The following is a 24,234-nucleotide window of genomic DNA, read 5'->3' on the forward strand; positions in this document are numbered from 1 at the left end:
ACCAGTAATGCAGTGATCAGAGCTTGGCGATGATCTCTGCGAGCAGCTTGGAAATCCGCGGTCCGGCGGCCTGGCCGGCCTCAAGGACTTCCCCGTGGCTGAGCGGCACGGGGCTGATCCCGGCGGCGAGGTTGGTCACGAGCGAGATGCCGAAGACTTCCATGCCGGCGTGGCGGCCGGCGATGGCCTCCAAGGCCGTGGACATGCCCACCAGGTCGGCGCCGATCCGTTTGGCGTACTGCACCTCGGCGGGCGTCTCGTAGTGCGGGCCGGTGAACTGGGCGTAGACGCCCTCCTCCAGGGACGGGTCCACTTCGCGAGCGAGGCCGCGGATCCGGGAGGAGTACAGGTCTGTCAGGTCCACGAACGTGGCGCCTTCCAGCGGAGAGGTGGCGGTGAGGTTGATGTGGTCGCTGATCAGCACCGGGGTGCCGGGCGTCCAGTTCTCGTTGAGCCCGCCGCAGCCGTTGGTGAGCACGAGGGCCTTGCAGCCGGCGGCCGCGGCGGTGCGTACGCCGTGAACCACGGCGCGGACTCCCTTGCCCTCGTAGTAGTGGGTGCGTGCGCCCAGGACGAGGGCCCGCTTTCCCTCTTTGGTCAGCACCGAGCGGATGGTGCCCACGTGCCCCACTACGGAGGGTGCGGAGAAGCCGGGGATTTCGGCGGCGGACAAGGTGGCGGTGGTCTCGCCGATCAGCTCGGCGGCGTCGCCCCAGCCCGAGCCGAGGACCAGCGCGACGTCATGGGAATCGACGCCCGTCTCTTCGGCGATGTAGTCGGCGGCGGCGCGGGCGGCGTCGAAAGGGTCCGTGTTCAGGAATTCTGTTGTACTCACCGGTACAAGTTATCGCGGCTCGGCCCTGCTGCCCAGCATGCGCGGCGGGACGAGCGCAGGGCCCGGATTCTTGGTGGCTCCGGTTCGGATGGTGGACAATGGTTGATTGTGACTACGCATCCTGACTTCAGCTCACCCCGCATCGCAATTCTCGGCGGAGGGCCCGGCGGCTACGAAGCCGCCATGGTCGCCGCTTCGCTGGGGGCGCAGGTCACCATCATCGAGCGTGCGGGACTCGGCGGCTCCGCGGTGCTGACCGACGTCGTGCCCTCCAAAACCTTGATCGCGACGGCGGACCTGATGACCCGCGTCGGTGAGGCGGGGGAGCTGGGCGTCAAGTTCGACGTCGACGGCGGCGACTTTGCCCCGTCGATGCGCGCGGACCTCAAGCACATCAACGACCGCCTGCTCCGCCTGGCGCGGAAGCAGTCCGAGGACATCCAGGCCGGGCTGGAACACCAGAACGTCCGCATCCTGATCGGCTCCGGCAAGCTGCTGGACAACCACACCATTGAGGTCCTGACCGCCGACGGCACCGAGACGGTGGAGGCGGACACCATCCTGCTGGCGGTCGGCGCCCACCCGCGCGAGCTGCCCACGGCGCGTCCGGATGGTGAGCGCATCCTGAACTGGGCCCAGATCTACAACATGGACGAACTCCCCGAGGAGCTCATCGTGGTGGGTTCCGGTGTCACGGGCGCGGAATTCGCCTCGGCCTACAACGGCCTGGGCTCCAAAGTCACCCTGATTTCCAGCCGCGACCGCGTGCTGCCGGGCTCGGACACGGATGCCGCCGAGGTCCTCGAGGGCGTCTTCGAGCGCCGCGGGCTGAAGGTCCTCTCCCGGGCCCGCGCCGAGACCGTGGAGCGCACGGAGGACGGCGTGGTGGTCACCCTCGGCGATGGTTCCAAGGTGACCGGCAGCCACTGCCTCGTCTGCGTCGGCTCCATCCCGAACACGGCCGGAATCGGCTTGGAGGAAGCCGGCGTCGCGCTCACCGAGAGCGGCCATATCAAGGTCGACGGCGTCTCGCGCACCACGGCGCCGAACATCTACGCCGCAGGCGACTGCACCGGCGTCCTGGCCCTGGCCTCGGTGGCCGCGATGCAGGGCCGGATTGCCGTGGCCCACTTCCTGGGCGACGCCGTCATGCCGATCAAGCTGCACCAGGTGGCATCCAACATCTTCACCTCGCCCGAGATCGCCTCCGTGGGCGTGTCCGAGGCGGAGATCGAATCCGGCAAGTACCAGGGCGACATCATCAAGCTGTCCCTGCGCAGCAACGCCCGCGCCAAGATGCGCAACCACCGCGACGGGTTCATCAAGATCTTCGCCCGCAAGGGTTCTGGCACCGTCATTGGTGGGGTGGTGGTGGGCCCGAACGCCTCCGAGCTCATCTTCGCGCTATCGATCGCCGTGACCCAGAAACTGCATGTCGACGACATTGCCAGCACCTTCACCGTGTACCCGTCGCTGAGCGGCTCCATCTCCGAAGCGGCCCGGCGGCTCCACGTTCACATGTAACAGTTCACATGTAGCAAACCGGAGGCCGAAGCCATGCAGAGTCCCCGCTCGCTTGTTGAGCCGATGGAACAGAACTGTGCGCTGCCCTCCGGTTCGGAGGAACGCTTTGCCGGCTACGCCGTCATGGGCGTTCCGTTCAGCTCCGGCTACGTCCTGGCCTTTCGGCATTTTCCGGCGTCGTCCGTCGGCCCGGGCTACATCTCGGTCTGGATCCGCGACCCTGCCGGTGTCTGGACGATTCACAGCACCACCGACCCCGGGACCTCCTGCCCCCGCTACTTCGGCAGCGCCATCGGCTCGGCGTCCACTCGCCGGATCTCCATCCGGTGGCGCGACGGCTATTCCTTCAGCGTGGACGTCGGAGCCGGCGTGGACCTGAGCTGGGACCTGAAGCTGGCGGCGACGCCGGTCACCCGGCTTATGTCCGCGGTGTCCGGCGCCGTTCCGGAGCGGCTGTGGCGCAGCCGGACGTTCCTGCGTGCCATGGGGGCCGTTGCCGGCCCGGTGCTGGGGGCGGGGCACCTCGGGTTGACGGGCGCGGCGCCCAACGGCCAAACCTTTTTGGCGCGCCCGCGGCGGATGTGGTTCGTCCGCGATAGCAAGGCGCAGTTGCAGGGGCACAGCCTGGGACAGACGTCGGCACTGCCCGTCCAGGACCGGCTGGGGGAATTCTGGGTCCCGCAGCGCGGCATCTTCATGACCGGCTCGGTCTTGTTCGAGCCCTAAGTACCGGGCCCGGCCATCGTGCGGGCAGATCAGGGCGGATGACCGCAGAACATTCGCCCTGATCTGCCCGCGGAGTCCGGCTTCGCGCCATCCGCGGCGGGGAACTCCCGCATTTACCCGGCCTAAAACGGGTACGGCGCGATGTCCGGCCGCACGGTCAGCCACTGGATTTCCGTGAAGGATTCGATGTTGGCGTGATGGCCGCCGATCCGCGAGCCGTTGCCCGAGTTCTTGACCCCGCCAAAGGGCGAGTTGGCCTCGTCGGACACCGTCTGTTCGTTGATGTGGATCTTTCCGGAGTCGAGCCGGTCGGCGATCGTCATGGCCATCCCGACGTCGCCGAGGATTCCTATCGAAAGCCCGTATTCATTGTCGTTGGCCAGGGCAACGGCCTCGTCCACGGTGGAGAACTTCATCACCGGGGCGACGGGGCCGAAGATCTCGTCCTTCCACGCCGGGCTGGCGAGGTCGAGGTCGGCGAGCACGGTGGGCTGGTAGAACCGGCCGTCATGGCTGCCGCCGGCGGCCAGGCGCGCGCCGCCCTGCACCGCGTCCTGAACGATCGTGTCCACCCGGTGGAGCTGCTTCTCGTCGATCACCGGTCCCAGCGCCACTGTTCCGCTCTTCGGGTCGCCTACCGGTAAATGGCGGGCCTTTTCCGCCAGGGCGCTGACGTAGTCCTCGTAGATATCCTCGTGCACGATATGCCGGCCGGACGCCATGCAGATCTGACCCTGGTGCATGAAGGAGCCAAACGCGGCGGCAGAGACAGCTTTGGGGAAGTCGACGCCGGGCAGCACGATCAGTGCGTTGTTCCCGCCGAGTTCCAGATGGGCACGCTTGAGCAGCCGGCCGGCCGCCTCGCCCACTTTGCGCCCTGCCGCCGTCGACCCCGTGAAGGCGATGACGCGAACCTCGGGTGCCTCTACGACGGCCGAGCCGATCTCGGCGCCTCCGGGCAACAGGGAGAGCAGGCCGGGCGGAAGACCCGCCTCCTCGAACACCCGGACCAAGGTGACGCCACCACAGACCGCAGTGCGCGGGTCCGGTTTGAGCAGGACGGCGTTGCCAAGGGCCAGCGCCGGGGCGACTGCGCGGATGGAGAGGATCAGCGGAAAGTTGAAGGGTGCAATCACCGAAACGACGCCGACGGGCCGGCGCCGGGCGAAGGACCAGCGGCTCTCGTTCGAGGTCAGCACGTCGCCAGCTGGGAGTGAGGGCAGGGCGGAGGCGTCGTAGCATTCGTTGGCCGCGATGTGGGTTTCCAGCCCGGCTTTGGGCGGGATGCCGCCGGATTCGCGGACGATCCAGGCCTGGATTTCCGCCGAGTGTTCCTCCCAGAGCTGTCCCGCGCGGCGGAGCACGGCGGCGCGGTCCTCCGGGTTGCGGGCGGCCCAGTCCTTCTGCGCTTTCGCGGCCACCGCGGCGGCTTCGCGGACATCCTCCACTGAGGCCACGCCATAGCGGCCCAGCGTTTCTCCGGTGGCTGGTTCGACGGCGTCACCGGTCCCGCCGCGCCCGGGCCGCCAGCCGCTGAGGTAGATCTTGCCGTCCCAGAGGGCGGAGTCGAGCAGGGACATGTTGCGTCCTTTCATCGTGGGTCCTGCTTGTGTACCGGCCGGTCGAATCAGAACCGGACCGGGCCTTCGTCCATCTCACGTCGGTAGGCCGCCGCCGTCAAGAGTGCGGGCGTCAAGAGGGCCGTGCGTTGCCGCCCGCGGGACCTTCGGCCGTAGTGCGTCACAGCCGGGGGAGGTCAACTTGGCACATGGCCAAAATCTATATCCCCTACGGGACCGTTGAAGGACAAACAGCAAAAATCGCGGATTACATCGCCGAGGTAATCCGGGCGAACGGGCACCAGGCAGAGACGGCGGACCTCAAACATTCTGCAGACCCTCTGCCGGGCGGCTACGACGGCGTGATCGTGGCGGCCTCGGTGCACGTGGGAAAGCACGAGGGATACGTCGCAGACTTCGTCAAGAAGAACCGCGCTGAGCTCGAGCGGCTGCCTTCCGCCCTGGTTTCGGTGAGCATGGCCGCCCAAGGAGACGAGGAGACCGCGGAGGGCTACGTGGAAAAGTTTGAGCAGGACACGGGGTGGCGGCCCGCGCACGTCGGGCTGTTCGCCGGCGCCCTGCTCTATACCCACTACGGGTTCATCAAGAAGCACGTCATGAAGAAGATCGCCAAGGACAAGGGATCCCTCGACACCGACACCACCCGGGACTATGTCTACACCGAGTGGGACGGCGTCCGGCGTTTCACCGAAGACTATCTGGCGGCATTCGCCTAGCGCGGGCAGTCAGAAGTAGGACTCAGAAGCAGGGATCAGGAGTAGGCGTACGGCGGAACGGTATCGCCGGGCGCAAAGGGCCGGTACCAGTGCTCGAAACCCAGCTTCCCGGCGTCGGCGTCGGCACTGTCCGGGCTGTCGCCGTCGTCGTCGGAGTACAGAGCGTCGCTTTCGGCGTCCTCCAGCAGGACTTCCCCGACGGCGGCCCGCCAGTTCTCCGGAAGGTCCAGTTCGTAGATTTCCTCAGTGATTTCCGCCTGATCGAGCAGGCAGCGGACGGCGAGTTCCGCTGCGAGGCATCCGGGCGCGGTCCAGCCCCGGACCAGGGACGCGGTGACATCTGCTGCGACCACGATGAACTTCTGGGTGAACTTCGCGTCGTAGCTGGCGGCGAACTGAGGCGGCAGCGAGGACAGGACGGAGGTCCCGGCGATGTCGGCCGGCGTGACAACCTCCAGCGTGCTGAGGGTGCCGAGATCGCGGAACAGCTGGTCGATGAGGATGCTGGACGAGTTCCACAGGAGTCCGGCCAGCAGGCGGGTCTGGCCCACGGCCTTGTGACGGTCGTCCGGATCGACGGCGGCCATCTCGGCCAGGTCCTCGGGATCAAACTGGAGCCGCTGCTCGGCCGTCATATCATCCGGGTGCGGGTCGAGCCCGAGCAGTTCCAGGCTCAATCCGGTCAGCTTCCCGGCGTCGGCCAGCAACTCTTCGGTGATGTCGTCGTCTTCGGCGCTCATGCCCCCGATGCTACCCGCCGATTGCCCGTGGCCCGATTTGCGTTACGCGGCCGGGTTCGGCGGCGGCGCGGCAGTTTTAGGCGGCCGCCGGGTGAATGGTTCCCGACGTCGAACTGGCCCCAGCCATCCGGGCGGACAGCAGATAGGCGATCCCGCAGACCAGGGGAACCAGGCTGGCAGCGATCAGCGATCCGACCGCGCCCGACCTTCCGATGACCGTAATCAACAGCGGCAGAACCCCCAGGGCCACCAGCAGCCAGCCGGCCAGGGCGGTGAGTTTCAGCCCGAGGATGGCGGCCGGGAAAGCCAACGCGAGCACGCTGACGGCTATAACGGGGCCGTTGTCACTGAGGAAGGTGCTCAGGGCAGCGGGGTCGAAGGCGAGCCACACGCACGCGGCAATGAAGGCAGAGGCGAGGGCGAGCAGCAGGGGGGCGGTTGCCGCCGGCCAAAACCAGGCCGAGACCCCGAGGATGAGCATCGGCACGACCCAGGCGAGCGTTATCAGCGTTCCGGCTGTTCCGCCCGGCTCCTGCATCGCGAACCCGCCGATGAAGATTCCCCCGAGGACCGTGAACGCCGCCATGACGGCCGCTCCGGTGCGCGTCAGCGCGGCGGCCCGCCGCTGCGGATCCTTTTCTCGTGACATGACAACACCCATCACGACGGCGAACACAATTATTGCACCGAGCGCCAAAATAACCGGGACGTTCATGGAATGCCTCCTGCAGACGAACGGACCTCAGTCCATTGCATCGCTGCAGCAGCGGCTGCGCCAAGGGGAGAAAGGCCCGCTTCGCGACGGGGAGTCGAGTTGTGAGCGTTGAACGCACTGAACTCCGCGACGCCAGATTCCAGCGCAAAAGCGTCCCCGGCAACTTCCGGGGACGCTTTTGCGTTTGTCGGAGGTTACGGCGCAAGCAACTTGCAGCAACCGAACCCCTTCGCAATCCGGCGGGCATTCCGCCGCCCGTGGACCTCATCATCCGGACGGCGGGGAGGACCAAGCGGACGACAATTCCCGTGCGGGCGATCAGGGAGCAAGTCCTCTACCTCCGGGCGTGTCCCATATGCATAATGTCGCCATGTGGATCCCCGCTCTATTCCTAATCTTGGTCGTCATCTCGATACTGGTCACTTACTGGCAACTCACCTTGACCGGACTCGCCATTTGGGCGCTTGTGGCCTGGAAGAGGCACGCCGCGGCCGACACGAGGCCGAGCTACCCCCGGAAGCCCGTCCAGACCCGGCCTGTGTCTAAGCCTGTCCAGACGCGTCCTAAACCCAAGCCTGTCCAGACCCGGCCTGAGCCCAAGTCCAAGCCCCAGCCTGCCCGCGAGATGCCCGCGCCCGAATACCTGCCCAGGTGGACTGCGAACCGCCGGCTGGACGCAGGCCGCGAGCATGCCCAGTGGCAGAAGACGTTCGACAGCGCAGCGCAGTAAACGTTTCTGAACTGTGCCTCAGGCTGGTCCGGGCTCCCTGCCTTCAGGACACCCCACGATCAGGCAACCGCCCCCTGAAAGTGGGCCTCGATGATCCCCTTGATGTCGTCGTGGCAGCCGCCGCAGCCGGTGCCGGCGCGGGTGGCCGCGGATACCTCGGGCACCGTCCCGCAGCCATCGGAGGCAGCGGCGGCTATGGCCGTCCCGCTGACGCCCGCACACCGGCAGACCGTCCGGCCCGGGTCGGCGGAACCCGCGGCAGCGGCCTGGTCCGGCCCGTCCAGGCGCAGCAGCAGCGACCTGTCTGCGGGGAGTTCCGCGCCGCGTTCGAACAGCTGCACCAGCTCGGCCGAGGTGCGCGGCATACCCACGGACACGAGGCCCTCGAGCACGCCGGCCCGGGTGGTCATCTTCACGTAGCGGCCGTGCTCGGGATCGGCCCACTGGGCAATCTGCAGCCGCGCCCGGCCGTTCACGGCACCGGCCGTCAGGGCTTCCTCGTCCCACGGGTCTGCGGAAACATCCCCGGCCACGGCCATGTTCATGCCGCGGGCCTTGAGCACGATCACGCCCGGAAGCTCCGCCGCAAGGGACGGCAAGGCTTCCGCCTCGGCAGAAGCGCCGGACGCCAACAGGGTCAGATAGTCGGCGAGCCATTCGGCCTGCCGCCAGCCCGGGCCCACCAGGCCGGACGGGCCGCGTGCGGTCCGGCACTGAACGCACTCGGGGTCCGGGCAGCGGACTTCGGCGCAGTCGCCGATCGCAAAGATGTGGGGTTCGTGGTGGGCGCGGAGCTTGTGGTCCACCAGGATCCCGGCGGCGGTGGAGAGCCCGCAGCCTTCCGCCAGTTCGGTCCGCGGCCGGACACCGCAGGAGAGCACCAGAAGGTCGCCGTCGATCGCGGAGCCGTCATCGAGCAGCAGGGCCGAGAAGCCGCCGTCGGGCGCGTTGTGCTCCACGCCGACCGAGCGGGCGTTGCCGGCCACCCGCACGCCGCAATTCCGCAAGGAAGCCGCGAGTACGGAGCCGCCGCCGCGGTCGATGTTCCGGCCCAGGGGGTGCGGGCCGTTGTGCACCACAGTCACGGTGGCGCCTTCCTCGGCCGCGGCGAGGGCCGTCTCCAGGCCCAGCACGCCGCCGCCCAGGACCACCACCCGCTTTCCGCCTGCAACGGCCGAATGGAGCACGGAGGCATCGCGGAGATCCCGCAGGGCGGTCACGCCCGGCGGCAGCACCGGCGCGGCCGGGTCCGGGTTGAGGCCGGTGAGGTTGGGGATGACAGGGCGCGAACCGGTGGCGAAGACGAGCCGCTCATAGCCGGGGGAGGTGCCATCGCTCAACAAAACTTGCTGCCGGGCCCGGTCCACACGGCGGACGCGGACGCCCAGCCGGACGTCGACGCCGTCGGCCACCAACGCTGCCGCGTCGGCGAGGGCCAGGGCGGCCGGCGTGGTCCGGCCGACGCCAAGATCGGCCACCAGCACGCGGTTGTACGCCGCCTCGGGCTCGTCACCGATCACCGTCAGGTGGGCGATGCCGCTGCGCACGGCCGGCAACAGCTCGTCGATCAGCCGCGCGGCGACGGGCCCGAAGCCCACCACCACAATCCGCTCAGTCATGAGGTCTCCTCTGCTTGAAGAACGCGGGCCGGAACTCCGCTGCGATTGCCCGCCGCGCCCACGGAAACTGCGTCCCCGCACATCGCGCCGCCGGGAACCGCCAGGCGGATCCACACCTTGCTGGTCTTGAACTCGGGCATCCCGGATATGGGGTCCGTGGCGGACTCGGTGAGCCGGTTGGCGCTCTCGAGTTCCGGAAAATGGAACGGCAGGAACACCGTCTCCGGGCGGATGTCCGTGCTCAGTTCGGCCCGGCAGCTGACCACGCCTCGTTCGTTGGAAATCGAGACGTAGTCGCCGTCGGCGATTCCCTGGGCGGCGGCCGCGGCGGGGTGGAGCTGCAGCCGCGCCTCCGGCTGGGCTTCGGCCAGCGCGGCCACCCGGCGGGTCTGCGCGCCGGACTGGTAGTGCTCCATGAGGCGGCCGGTGATGAGGGTCATCGGCGTTCCGGACTGACCAACACCGGCGCGGTCCGCAGAGCTCGAAGAAACAGAACGACGCCGGGGCGTCACTGCCGTGAACACGGCCCGGCCGCCCGCGTGGGCAAAGGCCTCCAGGAAGAGCCGCGGCGTTCCTTCGCTTCCGGCGGGGTAGGGCCAGTAGGCGGCCTCGCCGCGGTCCAGCATGGCGTAGTCGATCCCGGAGTAGTCGGCCAGGCCGCCGGAGGACGCGAGCCGGAGTTCCTCGAACACGGTTTCCGGGTCCTCGCTGAACGCGGACGGCGCGTCCAGCATTTCGGCCAGCCGGGTCATGATCCACAGCTCGCTGCGGACACCGGGCGGGGGAGTGAGGGCCCGGCGGCGGCGCAGCACGCGGCCCTCGAGGTTGGTCAGGGTTCCTTCTTCCTCGGCCCACTGGGTGACCGGCAGGACCAGGTCCGCCTCGGCGGCGGTCTCGGAGAGGAAGAAGTCGCACACCACCAGGAAGTCCAGGCTGCGCAGGCCCGCGATCACGGCGTTCGCATCCGGGGCGGACACCGCCACGTTGGCGCCGTGCACGAAGAGGCACCGGACGCCGTCGGGCTGTCCAAGGGACTTGAGGAGTTCGACGGCGGGGAGGCCGGGGCCCGGGATCAGGGCTTCGGGCACGCCCCAGACCTTTGCCATGTGGGCGCGGGCGGCGGGATCGGTGATCTTCCGGTAGCCGGGGAGCTGGTCCGCCTTCTGGCCGTGTTCGCGGCCGCCCTGGCCGTTGCCCTGGCCGGTGAGTGTGCCGTAGCCGCTGCGCGCGGAGCCCGGCAGGCCCAGCAGGAGGGCGAGATTGATGGCGGCCGTGGCGGTGTCGGTGCCGTCGACGTGCTGTTCGACGCCGCGGCCGGTGAGGATATAGCTGCCGCCCTTGCCGGCGCCGTCGGCCAGCCGCCGGGCGGTTTCACGGATCAGACCGGCCGGGACGCCGGTGATCGACTGGACGCGTTCCGGCCAGAAGCTCGCGACGCTGCGGACCGCGGCTTCGTAACCGGTGGTCCGGTCCGCGATGTACCCGGCGTCGGCGAGGCCCTCGTGGATCACCGCGTGGGAGATCCCCAGGAGCAGGGCGAGGTCGGTGCCGGGCAACGGCTGCAGGTGCAGGCCGCCGCCGTCGGACGTGAAAGCGGCGGTGGCGGAGCGGCGGGGGTCGACCACAATCAGCCCGCCGGCGTCGCGCGCACCCTGGAGGTGCTGGACGAAGGGCGGCATGGTCTCGGCCACGTTGGAGCCGAGCATCAGGATGGTGCTGGCGGCGTCGAGGTCCGCCAGCGGGAACGGCAGCCCGCGGTCCAGGCCGAACGCGCGCATGCCGGCCGCGGCGGCCGAGGACATGCAGAACCGTCCGTTGTAATCGATCCGCGAAGTGCCCAGGGCCAGCCGGGCGAACTTGCCCAGCTGGTAGGCCTTCTCGTTGGTGAGGCCGCCGCCGCCGAACACGCCGACGGCGTCCGCCCCGTGCTCGGCGCGGGCCTGCTTCACAGCCGAGACGATCCGCCCGAGGGCCTCGTCCCAGCTGACCGGGCGGTGGACGCCGTCGGCGCCCTTGAGCAGGGGCTCCGTGACGCGGCCGGTGTGGTTCAGCAGTGAGGCCGAGGTCCAGCCCTTGCGGCACAGACCGCCGCGGTTGGTGGGGAAATCCCGGCCGGCGACTGTCAGAAGAGGCAGGGCGACGGGGGTGTCGGCCGCAGACTGCTCCGACACGGGGTCTGACCCCGGCTGGACAGCCGGGGTCAGAGCCGCTGGAGATGTGAGCGTCATGGCGCACTGCAGGGCGCAGTAGGGGCAGTGCGTGTCGGCGCCGGTGGTCATGTTAGACGTGTCCCATCGCGTTTCGGTTGGCGTTGCGGATGTAGAAGAACCAGCAGACCACCAGCATCAGGACGTAGGCCCCGATGAAGCCGTAGAAGGCTGACGTGTAGGAGCCGCTGGCGGTGTTGGAGGCGTTGAGGACCTGAGGGATGATGAATCCGCCGTAGGCGCCGATGGCCGAGATCAGGCCCAGGGCCGAGGACGCGAGCCGCTGGGTGGTCACCGTGCTGGCACCGGAGCGGGCGGCCCGGCTGGAGGTGGCGAAGATGATCGGGATCATGCGGTACGTGGCGCCGTTCCCGAAGCCGCTGGCGGTGAAAAGGAGCAGGAACAGGAACAGGAAGAGCCAGAAGTTCTTCAGCGGCAGGGTCCAGAGCATGGTCAGGGTGATGACGGCCATGGCCGCGAACGCCGCGACGGTCATGCGGGCCCCGCCCATCCGGTCCGCCAGGCGTCCGCCGAAGGGGCGGGCCAGGGATCCGACCAGCGGGCCGAGGAAGGCCAGGGACAGTGCCACAGTGCCGACGCCGATTGAGGAGAACGCCGGGAAGTAGTCCTTGATGAGCTTGGGGAACACGCCGGCGAAGCCGATGAAGGAGCCGAAGGTGCCGATGTACAGCAGCGCCATGATCCACAGGTGCGGTTCCTTGAGCGCGGCGAGCGAGCCCGCGACATCGCCCTTGGCGCTGGTGAGGTTGTCCATGTACTTCCAGGCACCGAAGGCTGCCAGGAGGATCAGCGGAACCCACATGAGGCCGGCGACGGGCAGGTTGACGGTGCCGGCTGCCAGCAGCGTGATGGCGATCGGAACGGCAAGCTGTGCGACGGCGGCACCGAGGTTGCCGCCGGCGGCGTTCAGTCCCAGGGCCCAGCCCTTTTCGCGGGCCGGGTAGAAGAAGGTGATGTTGGCCATCGAACTGGCGAAGTTGCCGCCGCCGAAGCCGGCGAGGGCTGCCACGAACAGCATGGTGCCGAAAGGGGTCTCCGGGTTGGAGACGCACATGGCCAGCCCGATCGAGGGGAGGAGCAGCAGCAGGGCCGAGGCGATGGTCCAGTTGCGGCCGCCGAAGCGGGGGACCATAAACGTGTAGGGGATCCGCAGCGTGGCGCCTACCAGGCTGGGCATGGAGATCAGCCAGAAGATCTCGCTGGTGGAGAATGTGAAACCAGCGGCGGGAAGCTGGACCACAACAATCGACCAGAGCTGCCAGACCACGAAGCCCAGGAACTCGGCGAAGATGGACCAGTTCAGGTTGCGCCGGGCGATGGAGCGGCCGGCCGATTCCCACTGTTCCTTGTTTTCTGCATCCCAGTTGGCGATCCAGCGGCCGGGCCGGTGGTCGAGGGTAAGGGCGTCGGTGCGGGCGGCGCCGGCATCTGCGGTGCCGATTTCGGCGGTGCGTTCAGCAGTCACTTAGGAGACCTCCTTGGGGGGTGTTGTCCTTCAAAGGTAGGGATGCCGCGTTTCAGGGACGGTCGCGGTTTATTAACGCGCTGTGACTTTTGCCTATCGGGGCTTTTATGACGGTGTGAGAATGGGTGTGACGACCACCACGTGAGACAACGACACGGTGTCCAAATAACGGACCATTTGTCCATTTACTGGACGGTGGGAACTAATATCGGACTTATACGAATCCCTAGCCGGCGGCCCCGGGCATCGGGCTCTTGGGGAACATCCGACCGGTCTTCATGAAAGCGTTACTACATGTCATCCACTGCAACCTCCGCGGAGCGTGGGTCTACCAAGCAGGTGAATTCGCGCGGCCGCGTGATTGTCGCCAGCCTGATCGGCACCACCGTCGAGTTCTATGACTTCTACGTGTACGCCACCGCTGCCGTGCTGGTTTTCCCGAAGCTCTTCTTTCCCGGGCAGAACGAGACCACCCAGCTGCTGGCATCCTTCGCTGTATTCGGCGTCGCGTTCATCGCCCGCCCGCTCGGCTCGGTGGTCTTCGGCCACTTCGGTGACAAGTTCGGCCGCAAGGGCACGCTCGTTGCCTCGCTGCTGACCATGGGCATTGCCACCTTCCTGATCGGCTGCCTGCCGACGGCGAGCGTCCCGGGCTGGGCCTTCTGGGCCCCGGCGCTCCTCGTGGTCCTGCGCTTCTGCCAGGGCCTGGCCCTCGGCGGCGAATGGAGCGGCGCGGCGCTGCTGGCCACCGAAAACGCCCCGTCGAACAAGCGGGCCATCTACGGCACGTTCCCACAGCTGGGAGCCCCGATCGGCTTCATCATCGCCAACGTGATCTTCCTGGTCTTCAGCTACACCCTGACGCCGGAGGCCTTCATGGAATGGGGCTGGCGGGTGCCGTTCCTGCTCAGTGCCGTCATGGTCATCATCGGCCTCTACGTGCGCCTCAAGCTGATCGAAACCCCGGCCTTCACCAAGGTCCTCGAATCCAATGAGGTTGCCAAGCTGCCGCTGGCACGGGTCTTCAAGACCAGCTGGCGTCCGCTGATCCTGGGCACGTTCATCATGCTCGCCACCTACGTGCTCTTCTACCTGATGACCACGTTCACGCTGACCTACGGCACCCGGGCGTCCAGCCTGGACACCGCTAAGGCCGCCGCCGAAAAGGCCGGCAAACCGATGACCGAGGCCGCTGCCGCAGCGTTCGTCCCGGGCCTGGGCTACAGCCGGAACGACTTCCTCTGGATGCTGATCGCCGGCGTCGTATTCTTCGGTATCTTCACGCTGGTCTCCGGCCCGCTGGCTGAGAAATTCGGCCGCCGCAAGATGCTGATTGTTGTAACTTCCGGCATCCTCGCCTTCGGCCTGCTGTTCGTTCCGCTGTTCAGCGCCGGATTCGTGGGCGCCATGGCACTGCTGATCATCGGCTTCTCGCTCATGGGCCTGACGTTCGGTCCCATGGGTGCGCTCCTGCCGGAGTTGTTCCCGGGCAATGTCCGGTACACCGGCTCCGCCATCAGCTACAACGTCTCCAGCATCCTGGGTGCAGCCGTGGCTCCGTTCATCGCCGTTTGGCTCTGGGAACTGGCGGGAGGCAGCACAGTGCTGGTGGGCGTCTACCTCGCCTCCATGGCCGTGCTGACGCTGATCGCCCTGTTCGTGAGCAAGGAAACCCGGGACATCGACTACACCAACAATGTGGCCTAACGCTCTCCACTAAGGCAAAAAGCCCGGTGTGTTCAGTGAACACACCGGGCTTTTCCGTGGGCGGGGCCCTCAGCCGGCGTAGCGCTCCACGAAGTTCCGCAGGATTTTCATCGGTTCCGTCGCGGTGAACCGTCGGGCGTCCTCCATGAGCATTTCGGCCGATTCCGGCGGGAAGTAACCGGCGTGGCGGTAGATATCGATCCTCGTGACGAGCCCTTCGGCATCGAGCTCAGGGTGGAACTGGGTGGCGTACAGGTTGGTCTTGATCCGGAACATGTGCACCGGGCAGGCGGCCGAGCTCGCCAGCAGCACCGCGTGGGAGGGCAGGACGGTGCAGGCTTCCTTGTGGCCGGTGAACGCCGTGAAGCTCTCCGGCAGTCCGCGCAGGAGGGGATCCTGCAGCCCTTCCGCCGTCAGTTTGATGGTTACACCGCCGAGGCCTTCACCGTAGGTCCGGTCGATCACGGCGCCCTGATGCAGTCCGAGGGTGCCGACGCCGTAGCAGGCGCCGAGGAACGGGAAGTCCTCGGCCACGATCCTGTCCAGCAGCCCGGCGAGTTCTCGCTCCACCCGGTGCTGGGTGGCGCTCTTGTGCTCGGCCGGGTCGCTGGAGGTGAAGGGACTGCCGCCCACAATGACGCCCGAATAGTCCGACAGTTCCAGGTCAGGCAGCGGTGCGGCTTCCATCCGGATGCGGTGCAGCTGCTCCGGCTTGAGCCCGCAGTAACGAAGATAGGCGCGGTATTCTTCCTCGGCGGCGGTGTCTTCCGCGCGCGAGGCGAGGAGCAGGAATGGCTTCACACACCTAGTCTCTACTGGCCGGTCACGGAGGCGCCAGAGGCGCGCCCGCGACCGGCAGCGTCGACTACTCCTCGCCGTCCTCGATCATGGCGATCACGGCGCCGGCGGAGACAGTCTCGCCGGCCGCCGCGGAGAGGCCGATCACGATCCCGGCGCGGTGGGCGGTGAGCGGCTGTTCCATCTTCATCGCTTCGAGCACGACGACGAGATCGCCCTCGGCCACGGTGTCACCTTCGGCCACGGCCACCTTCACGATGGTCCCCTGCATGGGGGAGGTCAGCGCGTTGCCGCTCGCGGCCACGGCTGCGCCGCCACCGCGGGAGCGCTTCTTGGCCTTGGCCGGCTTGGCGCCTGCCGCGTTGCTGATCGAGCCCAGCGACGCCGGCAGAACCACTTCCAGGCGCTTGCCGCCGACCTCGACGACGACGCGCTGGCGGTCGCCGGAATCGGCCGCTTCGGTCTCGGTGCCCGTGGGGGTCCAGGCGGGAATGTCGTTGACGAACGCGGTCTCGATCCAGCGGGTGTGCACCTTGAACGCGCCGTCGGCCGGTGCGAAATCGGGGTTGGTGACAACCGCGAGGTCGAACGGGATGACGGTGGGGATACCTTCCACCACCATTTCCTCAAGGGCGCGGCGGGACCGCTGCAGGGCCTGGGTGCGGGTGGCGCCGGTGACGATCAGCTTCGAGAGCATGGAGTCGAAGTTGCCGCTGATGACATCGCCCTGCTCCACGCCGGAATCGATGCGGACGCCGGGTCCGGTGGGGTTCTTCAGTGTCGTGATGGTGCCCGGAGCAGGCATGAAGTTGCGTCCCGGGTCCTCGCCGGTGATGCGGAATTCGATCGAGTGGCCGCGGACTTCCGGGTCGCCGTAGCCGAGTTCTTCGCCGCAGGCCAGCCGGAACTGCTCGCGGACGAGGTCGATTCCGGTGACTTCCTCGGAGACGCAGTGCTCCACCTGGAGGCGGGTGTTGACCTCGAGGAAGGAGATGGTGCCGTCCTGGCCGACGAGGAATTCGCACGTGCCGGCGCCTAGGTAGCCGGCTTCCTTGAGGATGGCCTTGGAGGATTCGTAGAGCCGGCGGTTCTGTTCCTCGGTGAGGAAGGGGGCCGGGGCTTCTTCGACGAGCTTCTGGTTACGCCGCTGGAGCGAGCAGTCGCGGGTGGAGACCACCACGACTTTGCCGTGGGCGTCGGCGAGGCACTGCGTCTCGACGTGCCGCGGGGCGTCCAGGAAACGCTCGATGAAGCACTCGCCGCGGCCAAAGGCGGCGGTGGCCTCGCGCACGGCGGATTCAAAGAGTTCGGGGATTTCTTCGCGGGTGCGGGCCACCTTGATGCCGCGACCGCCGCCGCCGAAGGCCGCCTTGATGGCGACCGGCAGGCCGAACTTGTCCACGAACTCGAGGATTTCCTCGGCGGATTCGACCGGGTCGGCGGTGCCGGGGACCTGCGGGGCGCCGACCTTCTCGGCGATGTGGCGGGCCTGGACCTTGTCCCCGAGAGCAGAGATCGCTTCGGGGGAGGGCCCGATCCACGTGATGCCGGCACCGATCACCTTGGCGGCGAATTCGGCATTCTCGGCCAGGAAGCCGTAGCCGGGGTGGATGGCGTCCGCGCCGGACTGGCGGGCGACGTCGATGATCTTGTCCATCACGAGGTAGGACTCCGCCGCGGTGTTGCCACCGAGGGCGTAGGCCTCGTCGGCGAGCCGGGCGTGGAGCGCGTCGCGGTCGGGGTCCGCGTAGACAGCCACCGAGGCGATGCCTTCATCGCGGGCGGCGCGGATGATGCGCACCGCAATTTCTCCGCGGTTGGCGATCAGCACCTTGGTCAGTCGGCGGGTGCCCGCGGCTGTAGATGACTGTGTTGATCCCGGCACGGTGGGTGCGGACTGCTCCGAATTTGCTGACAAGGCGTCTCCTTCTTTCCTTCAGGGAGCCTAGCGCGGTTTTGAGGGTTCCGCCGATATTACTTGCGGATTCCGCGCGTATACGGCCCTTCCTTTGTAGGGTTGCCACAAAGGGCGGCGAAATGGCTCACTCCGCGCTCACTCTGTCGCTGCTCTGTCTCTGCTCTGTCCTTACTGCGTCCTCACTCGGCGCGGACGTCCGCCGGGTCCACGGCCCCGCCCGTCCAGAGCTCGGTGATGCCCACATTTGCCTGGCCGAGCAGCGCGCGCAGGGTAGAGATGGAGAGCCCGACGACGGTGTGGGGGTCGCCGTCGACCTTGCGGATGAACGCCCCGCCATAGCCGTCGATCGTGAAGGAGCCGGCGCACTGGAGCGGCTCGCCGGTAGCGATGTAAGTTTCGATTTCCTCGGCGCTCATCTCCATGAAGTGCACCTCGGCGGAGGACACCGAGCCCAGGGTGGCGCCGGTGCCGCGTGCGGTGCCGGCGCCGTCGTCGTCCGCCCCTTCGCCGTCGGTATCGCCATCGGTATCGCCGTCTGTGTCGCGGCAGTCCACGAGCCAGTGGCCGGTGTGCAGGACGCCCATGCTGCCGCTCATGCGGAGCATGCGTTCGCGGGCGACGTCGGCAGTGTAGGGCTTGCCGTGGGCCTCGCCGTCGAACTCGAAGACCGAGTCGCAGCCGATCACGATTGCACCGTCCGCCTCGGGCAGCGAAGCGACGGCCTCGGCTTTGGCCCGGGCGAGCAGGAGGGCAGTGTCATGCGGATCCGTTACGCCATAGCGGGCCTGGACGGCGTCCTCGTCCACATCCGAGACGAGGACCTCGTGCCGGATGCCGGCATGGCTGAGCAGCTTGGTGCGGGCGGGGGACTGGGAGGCAAGAATGAGGCGGGTCACCGTTCCAGCCTAATTGACGGGGTCCGGAGTGGGACCGTCGCGTTGGGTTCCCCGTGGCGGCCGGGGTGGTTTTGGCGCAGGGCCGGGTTTTCCTGGTGGCGTCCGCGAATCCCGTGGCGTCCGCAGCGGGTGAAGGTTCGTCGGCACACCTAAAATGTCAGACCCCCTCAGGAGACTTGATTCATGGACGGCAACGAGGGGCCCGAAGTGGTTCCGACAGGACACGGCGACAGTTTAATCAGCCTTGCCGGGCGCGTTAGGGCCGCGGACCTGAGCAACCTAGGGGCGGTGATCGCGGACGTGACGCGAATATTTGATGCCTTCCGCCCGGCCGCGGACTGTGCCGAGATACTTGATCAGATTAGGGAGCTGGAGGACGTGGAGTCCGCCCTGGCCGACCTGAAGGCACGGATCGCCGTTGATGCGCGGCAGCGCCGTGGGCAGGCCGGCGGGAATCTTGGCATTCAAGGTTTCGTTGCGGTCGAGGCCGGCGCGGCCACCGATGCGACGGCCGCGCCCATGCCCGGCGGCTGCCCGTCCGTCCGCCCTGGTTCTCCGATAATTGTCACACCCCTGCGGGAGACTTGATTCATGGACGGCAAGCAGGGGCCCGATGTGGTTCCGACACCATTTCGCGGAGCCGCAGGCACCGGCGCCACGGATTGCGGTGCCGGCGAGTGCGGTGACGGGGAATGCTGTGCGGCCACCGATGCGACGGCAGCTCCCACTTGCTGCCAGTTCGCCCGCACGGCCACGGACTGTGCCGGGATCATTGACCGGATCCGGGAACTGGAAGATGAGAAGTGCGCCGCGTCCGCGGAACAGGCACGCCTCGCCGTGGCCTTCGACCTGCTCCAGCGGCGCGAGCAGGCCAGCCAAGGCGTGCCCGCGGAGCAGCTCGGGGCCGGGATCGGCGCCCAGATCGCACTCGCCCGGCGCGAATCCCCGGCCAGGGGCAGCCGGCTCCTGGGCCTGGCCAAAGCCCTGGTCACCGAGATGCCGCACACCCTCGCCGCGCTGCAGACCGGACAGCTCAACGAATGGCGCGCCACCCTCCTCGTGCGCGAAACCGCCTGCCTGACCGCCGCGGACCGGGCTGTAGTCGACGCGGAACTGGCGCCCGACACCGGTACCCTCGACGGCGTGGGTGACCGTTCCCTGACCGGCCGGGCCCGGGCCGCGGCGTACCGGCTGGATGCGCGCACCGTCACCCAGCGCGCCGCGCACGCCGCCGGCGAGCGGCATGTCAGCCTCCGGCCCGCCCCGGACACCATGTGCCACCTCACCGCCCTGCTCCCGGTCACCGCCGGGGTGGGCATATACAAGGCGCTGAGCGGGCACGCGGACACTCTCCGCGCCGCCGGGGACCTGCGGGGCCGGGGGCAGCTGATGGCCGACACCCTGGTCGAACGCAGCACCGGCACCCCGGGCGGGATCACCGGGGTCGAGATCCAGCTCGTCATGACCGACCGCACCCTCTTCCAGGCCGACGCCGAACCGGCCCGGCTCCCAGGCTACGGCACCGTCCCGGCCGGCTGGGCCCGCACCCTCATCAACGGCACAAAGGCTAACGACAGCACATTCGGCGTCGGTTCACCCGAACAACATGATCCACGGGAACCCGGCGGGTCAACCAGCGGTCCCCCCGAACCCGGCGGCGGGCCCGACCCGGGCACAAGCCCCGGTGGCATAGCCGGCGGTTCCCCGGGACCCGGCAGTCCCTCTAAACCAAGCGGCGCGGACGGGATCGCGGATAACACCGCGTTCGGCGTCTGGCTCCGCCGGCTCTACACCCACCCCGGCACCGGCGGGCTCGTCGGCATGGACTCCCGGGCCCGGATCTTCCCGCCCGGGCTCCGCCAATTCATCCAGGCGAGGGACGACACCTGCGCACCCCCTACTGCGACGCCCCCATCCGCCACCTGGACCACATCATCTCGTGGCACCACGGCGGCCAAACCACCCAGACCAACGGCGCCGGACTCTGCGAAGCCTGCAACCACACCAAAGAAACCCCCGGCTGGACCGCCCGCCCGGCACGCAGATCCGCCTCCAGCAGCGGCGCACGGCAAACCATCGAACTCACCACCCCCACCGGCCACACCTACCACTCCACAGCCCCGCCCCTGCCGGGAACGCCAACCGATCAAGCGAACGCCGAATCCCGTCGCCACCGCCGCGACCAGCGCCACCACGCGAAGAAGCTCAAGCGTGTGCGGCCCGCCGGCTCGTTGGCGGCCTGAGCGGCGAACGGACCCACAGGCTTTCCCAACTTGCACGCACGAAAAAGCCGCCCGCCGATCGGAATGATCAGCGGGCGGCCTTAGGGCAACTCGTCGGCAAGCTGTGTCAGCGCGCGCCGACCCCCTCCGGCTCGGGCTCGGGCTCGCTGTCGGCTGAGGTTGCTGACGCCGCGGGCCGGAGCTTCGCGCCTTCAACATCCACGTCCGGCAGGATCCGGTTCAGCCAGCGGGGCAGCCACCACGCCTTATCGCCGAGCAGGTACATCACGGCCGGAACAATCGTCATGCGGACCACAAACGCGTCCACCAGGACACCGAAGGCCATCGCGAAGCCCAGCGGCCGGACCATGTTCAGGTGCGAGAAGATGAAGCCGGCAAACACGCTGACCATGATGATGGCGGCGGCGGTGACCACGGTCGCGGCATGGCTGAAGCCGGTGCGGACCGCATGCTTGGCCGATTCCCCGTGCATGAATGATTCGCGCATGCCGGAGGTGATGAACACCTGGTAGTCCATGGCCAGGCCGAACAGCACGCCGATCAGGATGATCGGCAGGAAGCTCAGCACTGCGCCCGGGTTTTCGACGCCGAACACGGGACCCAGCCAGCCCCACTGGTAAACCGCGACGACGGCTCCGAAGGCGGCCGCCAGCGAGAGCAGGAAGCCGCCCGTGGCCAGCAGCGGCACGACGATCGAGCGGAACACGAGCAGCAGCAGGATCAGCGACAGTCCGACGACGATGCCCAGGTACGGGGGCAGGGCGTCGCCGAGCTTTGTGGAGACGTCGACGTTGCCGGCTGTCTGGCCCGTGAGGCCGATGCTGACACCGGTGGAGTCCTTGATGCGGTCCTTTTCGGCGCGGAGCTCGGAGACCACCTTGACCGTGCTGGCGCTGGCGGGGCCCTCCTTGGGAATGACCTGGAACACCGCGGTGCGGCGGTCCTCGCTCAATGCCACCGGAACGGCTGCGGTGACGTTGGCCGTGCCGCGGAGGATGCCGGCGACGTCGAGCTGCTTTGCCGTGGCTTCGTCCTCGCTCAGGCTGGCGGGGAAGTCGCCCACCACCACGATCGGGCCTGTCATGCCTTCGCCGAAGCTGCGGCCGGTGACATCGTAGGCCTTGAACGCCTGCGACTCAACGGGCTCGGACCCGCCGTCGGGCAGCGCAAGCCGCAACTGGCTGGCCGGCAGCGCCACGATGCCCAACAGCAGGACACCGGCCAGCAGCGCCAGGACCGGGTGCCGGGTGACAAGGCCGCCCCAGCCCTGTTTGCTGCGGCGTTCGTCGCGGGCACGGTCCGCGCTTTCGTGGCCGGGGGCGGCGTTGTGCTTCTCCGCCTTGGCCCAGACGCGGCGGGAAATGAGCCTGGGCCCGATCAGGGACAGCATGGCAGGGGTGAGGGTCAGGGCGACGACGACGGCGACTGCCACCGTTGCCGCGGCGGACAGGCCCATGACGGCCAGGAAGGGAAGGCCCGGAATAACGAGGGCCGCAAGGGCGATGATGACCGTCAGGCCTGCGAACAGCACGGCGTTGCCGGAGGTGCCGGTGGCGAGGGCGACGGATTCCTCCCCGTCCATGCCGGCCAGGAGCTGGCCGCGGTGCCGGTTGACGATGAAGAGCGAGTAGTCGATGCCGACGGCGAGGCCCAGCATGAGCGCCAGCATAGGGGAGATGGAACTCATGTCGACGGCGCTGCTGAGCGCGAAGGTGCCGCCGACGCCCACGGCCACACCGACCAGGGCCATCAGCAGGGGGAGACCGGCGGCGATGAGGGTTCCCAGCATGACGATGAGCACCAGGGCCGCGATGGCAATGCCGAGGATCTCGGAGATGCCGAACAGCTCCGAGACGTCCTCGGTGATTTCCTTGCTGGCCAGTGCGGTCACGCCGTCAGAAGAGACTTCGTGGGCGATGTCCTGGACCTGCTGGCGGACTTCGGGGGCCAGCCCGTTGATCGAGGTCTTGAACTGGACCTGTGCGATCGCCGCCGTGCCGTCTTCGGAAACGAACCGCATGCCCTGCGAGGCTTCAAGCTGGCGCTTGGCGAGGGCGAGCTTGGCCGCGCCGGCCTCAAGTTCTTTGGTCCCGGCGTCGAGCTTTTCCTGGCCGGCCGCGAGGGCAGCCTTCTGCTGGCCGAGCTGGGCGTCGATGGCCTCGGCGGACATGCCGGCCGCGGTCATCTGCTCCTCGGCGGCGGCCAGCTTGGACTTGCCAGCGGCCAGTTGGGCGGCTGAGGCGTCCAGCTGCGCTTTGCCTGCGGAGGCCTGCTGCTCGCCGGCGGCAAGGTCCGCGACGGCCTTGTCCAGCTGGGCCTGGGTGGCGAACGGGTCCACGGTGCCCTGAACGTCGGGAAGGGTTTTCAGCTTGGCCAGGGCAGCGGAGACCGCGTCTTTGCCGGCCTGGGTGAATTGGCCGTCCTTCGACTCGAACACGATGCCGGCCGAGCCGCCCGAGGACTTGGGCAGTTCCCGCTTCAGCTTGTCCGCCATCTGCTGGGTTTCAGTGCCCGGAATCTGGAAGTTGTTGGACATGGTGCCGTGAAAGGCCGCCGCCGCGCCGCCGACGGCCACCAGGACGGCGAGCCAGAGGGAGATGACGAGCCAACGGTGGCGGTAGGAAAACTTGCCGAGACGGTAGAGCAATAGGGCCATGTCAGTGCCGATCTTGGGAAGGGGTGGCGGGGGAGTGTGATGCGAAACCGGAGCCGAGCAAGCTCATGGAATCAATGAGGAGCTGGCGCAGGTTGGACAGGGAATCCGGGCTGAGGTCGCCGCCGCACCGGGCGAACCAGACATCCATGGCGGCCTTTCCGCACGAGATGATGGAGCCCGCGAGGGCGCGGAGGTACAGTTCGTCGATCTCGACGCCGGAGCCCTGGGCGAAGCGCTCACGGGCGGCGTCGATGATCTCAACGGTGCAGTGGTCCCAGGCTTCCAGTTCGGAACGGCTGAGCATCGGGTTCGCCTGGCCCATGCTGTACAGCTCGGCTATGGGCGCCACTGTCATGGGGTCGGCGAGTTCAACCAGGGCCGCCCGCGCAGATTCCAGGATGGGCTCGCCAGCAGGGCGGAGCCGGAACTGCTGGAGTGCCTTGTCCAGGAACCCGTGGGTCACCGAGGCAATGACCACTTCGGTGCTGGCGAAGTAGTTGAAAAACGTGCGGCGGGATATGCCGGCTGCCTCGGCAATGTCCTCCACCGTGAAGTTTCCGGGACCCCGCGTGCGGAGCAAGTCCATGGCGGCGTCCGTGATGGCCTGCCGGGTGGCCGCCTTATTCAGTTCGCGGCGCGATGGCGGTGCGGCGCCGGATTCGCCGGACTCACCGGATGGCGAAGCCTGGGCGGCGGAAGGAGGTGGTGGTGTGGACACGCGCTTACACTACGTGCATGTTTGCACTCTGCGCAAGTATTTTTAGGGAGTCCGGTAAGCGTGGAGTCAGGGCTTGAGCGGGACCTCCGTGCCGCCTGAATTGGTCTGGCCGCCTGAATTGGTCAGGCCGCCGGAATTGGCCCATGACTTCGCCGAAGACGGCGTCGATCCGATGGCCCGGAGTGTCATTCGATGTCACGATCAGCATGCCCGGAGCCTACCCACCTTTGCCGCCCGCGCGACCGATGCCATGCTGCACAGTATCCCTGCCGGATTCACAGGAAAGTGAAAGCTGGGAAACAGCTATCCCGGCTGGGGCGGGTGCAGACTGGAGGTGCTCACGGAGCAGAACCATCAGCTTCAAGCGCCGTCACCACTGCGCAGATCCAGGAGACAGCACATGTCACGCACAACCAAAAT

Annotated in this window: 18 protein-coding genes and 1 pseudogene; 7 read left to right on the top strand and 12 right to left on the bottom strand. The window is 67.8% G+C overall.

Translation table 11 applies throughout. The annotated features are described in order from the left end of the window. Positions 1 to 16: 16 nt before the first annotated feature. Positions 17 to 835: a purine-nucleoside phosphorylase gene (locus LQV16_RS07190; RefSeq protein WP_229993223.1), complete on the bottom strand. Its 819-nt coding sequence runs from the start codon at positions 833 to 835 to the stop codon at positions 17 to 19. Between the two features lie 108 nt (positions 836 to 943). On the opposite strand from LQV16_RS07190, the gene LQV16_RS07195 reads away from it, so the two are divergent. Both LQV16_RS07195 and LQV16_RS07200 read left to right on the top strand, forming a co-directional pair. Further along, positions 944 to 2,359 (top strand): NAD(P)H-quinone dehydrogenase, encoded by a 1,416-nt coding sequence (locus LQV16_RS07195; RefSeq protein ID WP_229993224.1) that lies wholly within the window; start codon positions 944 to 946, stop codon positions 2,357 to 2,359. Positions 2,360 to 2,392: 33 nt separating this feature from the next. Then, a complete protein-coding gene (locus tag LQV16_RS07200) occupies positions 2,393 to 3,085 on the top strand; it encodes a hypothetical protein (RefSeq protein WP_229993225.1) in 693 nt (230 codons plus the stop codon). Positions 3,086 to 3,207: 122 nt separating this feature from the next. Here the strand turns inward: LQV16_RS07200 and LQV16_RS07205 are convergent, their stop codons facing one another. Next, positions 3,208 to 4,665 carry a benzaldehyde dehydrogenase gene (locus LQV16_RS07205; protein WP_229993240.1) on the bottom strand — a complete coding sequence of 486 codons (1,458 nt, stop codon included), beginning with the start codon at positions 4,663 to 4,665 and terminating at the stop codon, positions 3,208 to 3,210. A gap of 188 nt (positions 4,666 to 4,853) precedes the next feature. Here LQV16_RS07205 and LQV16_RS07210 point away from each other — a divergent pair, with 188 nt between their 5' ends. Further along, on the top strand, positions 4,854 to 5,381 hold the full coding sequence (locus LQV16_RS07210; RefSeq protein ID WP_229993226.1) for a flavodoxin domain-containing protein: 528 nt from the start codon (positions 4,854 to 4,856) through the stop codon (positions 5,379 to 5,381). Positions 5,382 to 5,416: 35 nt separating this feature from the next. On the opposite strand, the gene LQV16_RS07215 is transcribed toward LQV16_RS07210, so the two are convergent. Next, positions 5,417 to 6,121 (bottom strand): hypothetical protein, encoded by a 705-nt coding sequence (locus tag LQV16_RS07215; protein ID WP_229993227.1) that lies wholly within the window; start codon positions 6,119 to 6,121, stop codon positions 5,417 to 5,419. Between the two features lie 76 nt (positions 6,122 to 6,197). Then, a complete protein-coding gene (locus LQV16_RS07220) occupies positions 6,198 to 6,836 on the bottom strand; it encodes a hypothetical protein (RefSeq protein ID WP_229993228.1) in 639 nt (212 codons plus the stop codon). 538 nt (positions 6,837 to 7,374) lie between these two features. On the opposite strand from LQV16_RS07220, the gene LQV16_RS07225 reads away from it, so the two are divergent. Then, entirely contained in the window at positions 7,375 to 7,566 is a 192-nt protein-coding gene (locus LQV16_RS07225) for a hypothetical protein (RefSeq protein WP_229993229.1), read from the top strand. A 59-nt stretch (positions 7,567 to 7,625) separates the two neighbouring features. Here the strand turns inward: LQV16_RS07225 and LQV16_RS07230 are convergent, their stop codons facing one another. Genes LQV16_RS07230 through LQV16_RS07240 form a run of 3 tightly spaced genes read right to left on the bottom strand, consistent with a single transcriptional unit; the run spans position 7,626 to position 12,854 of the window. Further along, entirely contained in the window at positions 7,626 to 9,185 is a 1,560-nt protein-coding gene (locus tag LQV16_RS07230; RefSeq protein ID WP_229993230.1) for an FAD-dependent oxidoreductase, read from the bottom strand. After that, a complete protein-coding gene (locus LQV16_RS07235; protein WP_229993231.1) occupies positions 9,182 to 11,464 on the bottom strand; it encodes a molybdopterin oxidoreductase family protein in 2,283 nt (760 codons plus the stop codon). Before LQV16_RS07235 ends, LQV16_RS07230 begins: the two co-directional genes overlap by 4 nt. 1 nt (position 11,465) lies before the next feature. After that, positions 11,466 to 12,854 carry an MFS transporter gene (locus tag LQV16_RS07240; protein ID WP_229993241.1) on the bottom strand — a complete coding sequence of 463 codons (1,389 nt, stop codon included), beginning with the start codon at positions 12,852 to 12,854 and terminating at the stop codon, positions 11,466 to 11,468. 318 nt (positions 12,855 to 13,172) lie between these two features. On the opposite strand from LQV16_RS07240, the gene LQV16_RS07245 reads away from it, so the two are divergent. Beyond that, positions 13,173 to 14,585: an MFS transporter gene (locus LQV16_RS07245; protein ID WP_229993232.1), complete on the top strand. Its 1,413-nt coding sequence runs from the start codon at positions 13,173 to 13,175 to the stop codon at positions 14,583 to 14,585. Positions 14,586 to 14,654: 69 nt separating this feature from the next. Here LQV16_RS07245 and LQV16_RS07250 read toward each other — a convergent pair whose 3' ends face one another. The 3 genes from LQV16_RS07250 to LQV16_RS07260 form a co-directional block, all read right to left on the bottom strand. Then, positions 14,655 to 15,386 carry a glutamine amidotransferase gene (locus LQV16_RS07250; RefSeq protein ID WP_229993233.1) on the bottom strand — a complete coding sequence of 244 codons (732 nt, stop codon included), beginning with the start codon at positions 15,384 to 15,386 and terminating at the stop codon, positions 14,655 to 14,657. 64 nt (positions 15,387 to 15,450) lie between these two features. Continuing rightward, complete coding sequence (locus LQV16_RS07255) at positions 15,451 to 17,268, bottom strand: biotin carboxylase N-terminal domain-containing protein (protein WP_229993242.1); 1,818 nt, start codon at positions 17,266 to 17,268, stop codon at positions 15,451 to 15,453. 212 nt (positions 17,269 to 17,480) lie between these two features. Beyond that, entirely contained in the window at positions 17,481 to 18,197 is a 717-nt protein-coding gene (locus LQV16_RS07260) for a nucleoside triphosphate pyrophosphatase (protein WP_229993234.1), read from the bottom strand. Between the two features lie 183 nt (positions 18,198 to 18,380). Between LQV16_RS07260 and LQV16_RS07265 the strand changes: the two genes are divergently transcribed. After that, the gene (locus tag LQV16_RS07265; RefSeq protein ID WP_229993235.1) at positions 18,381 to 18,785 is read left to right on the top strand and encodes a hypothetical protein; all 405 of its coding nucleotides are present in this window, start codon (positions 18,381 to 18,383) and stop codon (positions 18,783 to 18,785) included. 3 nt (positions 18,786 to 18,788) lie between these two features. After that, positions 18,789 to 20,440, top strand: a pseudogene (locus LQV16_RS07270) (DUF222 domain-containing protein). Between the two features lie 106 nt (positions 20,441 to 20,546). On the opposite strand, the gene LQV16_RS07275 reads toward LQV16_RS07270, so the two are convergent. Beyond that, complete coding sequence (locus tag LQV16_RS07275) at positions 20,547 to 23,096, bottom strand: MMPL family transporter (protein ID WP_229993236.1); 2,550 nt, start codon at positions 23,094 to 23,096, stop codon at positions 20,547 to 20,549. A 1-nt stretch (position 23,097) separates the two neighbouring features. Then, a complete protein-coding gene (locus LQV16_RS07280) occupies positions 23,098 to 23,814 on the bottom strand; it encodes a TetR/AcrR family transcriptional regulator (protein ID WP_229993237.1) in 717 nt (238 codons plus the stop codon). Between the last annotated feature and the right edge of the window lie 420 nt (positions 23,815 to 24,234).

This window comes from Arthrobacter sp. Bi26, assembly GCF_918697925.1.
GTDB lineage: Bacteria > Actinomycetota > Actinomycetes > Actinomycetales > Micrococcaceae > Arthrobacter.

What these genes read in the sequence shown, in the direction of transcription:
- LQV16_RS07245 (WP_229993232.1), top strand. Translation starts at nt 13,173, where the DNA reads ATGTCATCCACTGCAACCTCCGCGGAGCGTGGGTCTACCAAGCAGGTG.
- LQV16_RS07230 (WP_229993230.1), bottom strand. Translation starts at nt 9,185, where the DNA reads ATGACTGAGCGGATTGTGGTGGTGGGCTTCGGGCCCGTCGCCGCGCGG.
- LQV16_RS07200 (WP_229993225.1), top strand. Translation starts at nt 2,393, where the DNA reads ATGCAGAGTCCCCGCTCGCTTGTTGAGCCGATGGAACAGAACTGTGCG.
- LQV16_RS07220 (WP_229993228.1), bottom strand. Translation starts at nt 6,836, where the DNA reads ATGAACGTCCCGGTTATTTTGGCGCTCGGTGCAATAATTGTGTTCGCC.
- LQV16_RS07265 (WP_229993235.1), top strand. Translation starts at nt 18,381, where the DNA reads ATGGACGGCAACGAGGGGCCCGAAGTGGTTCCGACAGGACACGGCGAC.
- LQV16_RS07210 (WP_229993226.1), top strand. Translation starts at nt 4,854, where the DNA reads ATGGCCAAAATCTATATCCCCTACGGGACCGTTGAAGGACAAACAGCA.
- LQV16_RS07215 (WP_229993227.1), bottom strand. Translation starts at nt 6,121, where the DNA reads ATGAGCGCCGAAGACGACGACATCACCGAAGAGTTGCTGGCCGACGCC.
- LQV16_RS07205 (WP_229993240.1), bottom strand. Translation starts at nt 4,665, where the DNA reads ATGTCCCTGCTCGACTCCGCCCTCTGGGACGGCAAGATCTACCTCAGC.
- LQV16_RS07235 (WP_229993231.1), bottom strand. Translation starts at nt 11,464, where the DNA reads ATGACCACCGGCGCCGACACGCACTGCCCCTACTGCGCCCTGCAGTGC.
- LQV16_RS07275 (WP_229993236.1), bottom strand. Translation starts at nt 23,096, where the DNA reads ATGGCCCTATTGCTCTACCGTCTCGGCAAGTTTTCCTACCGCCACCGT.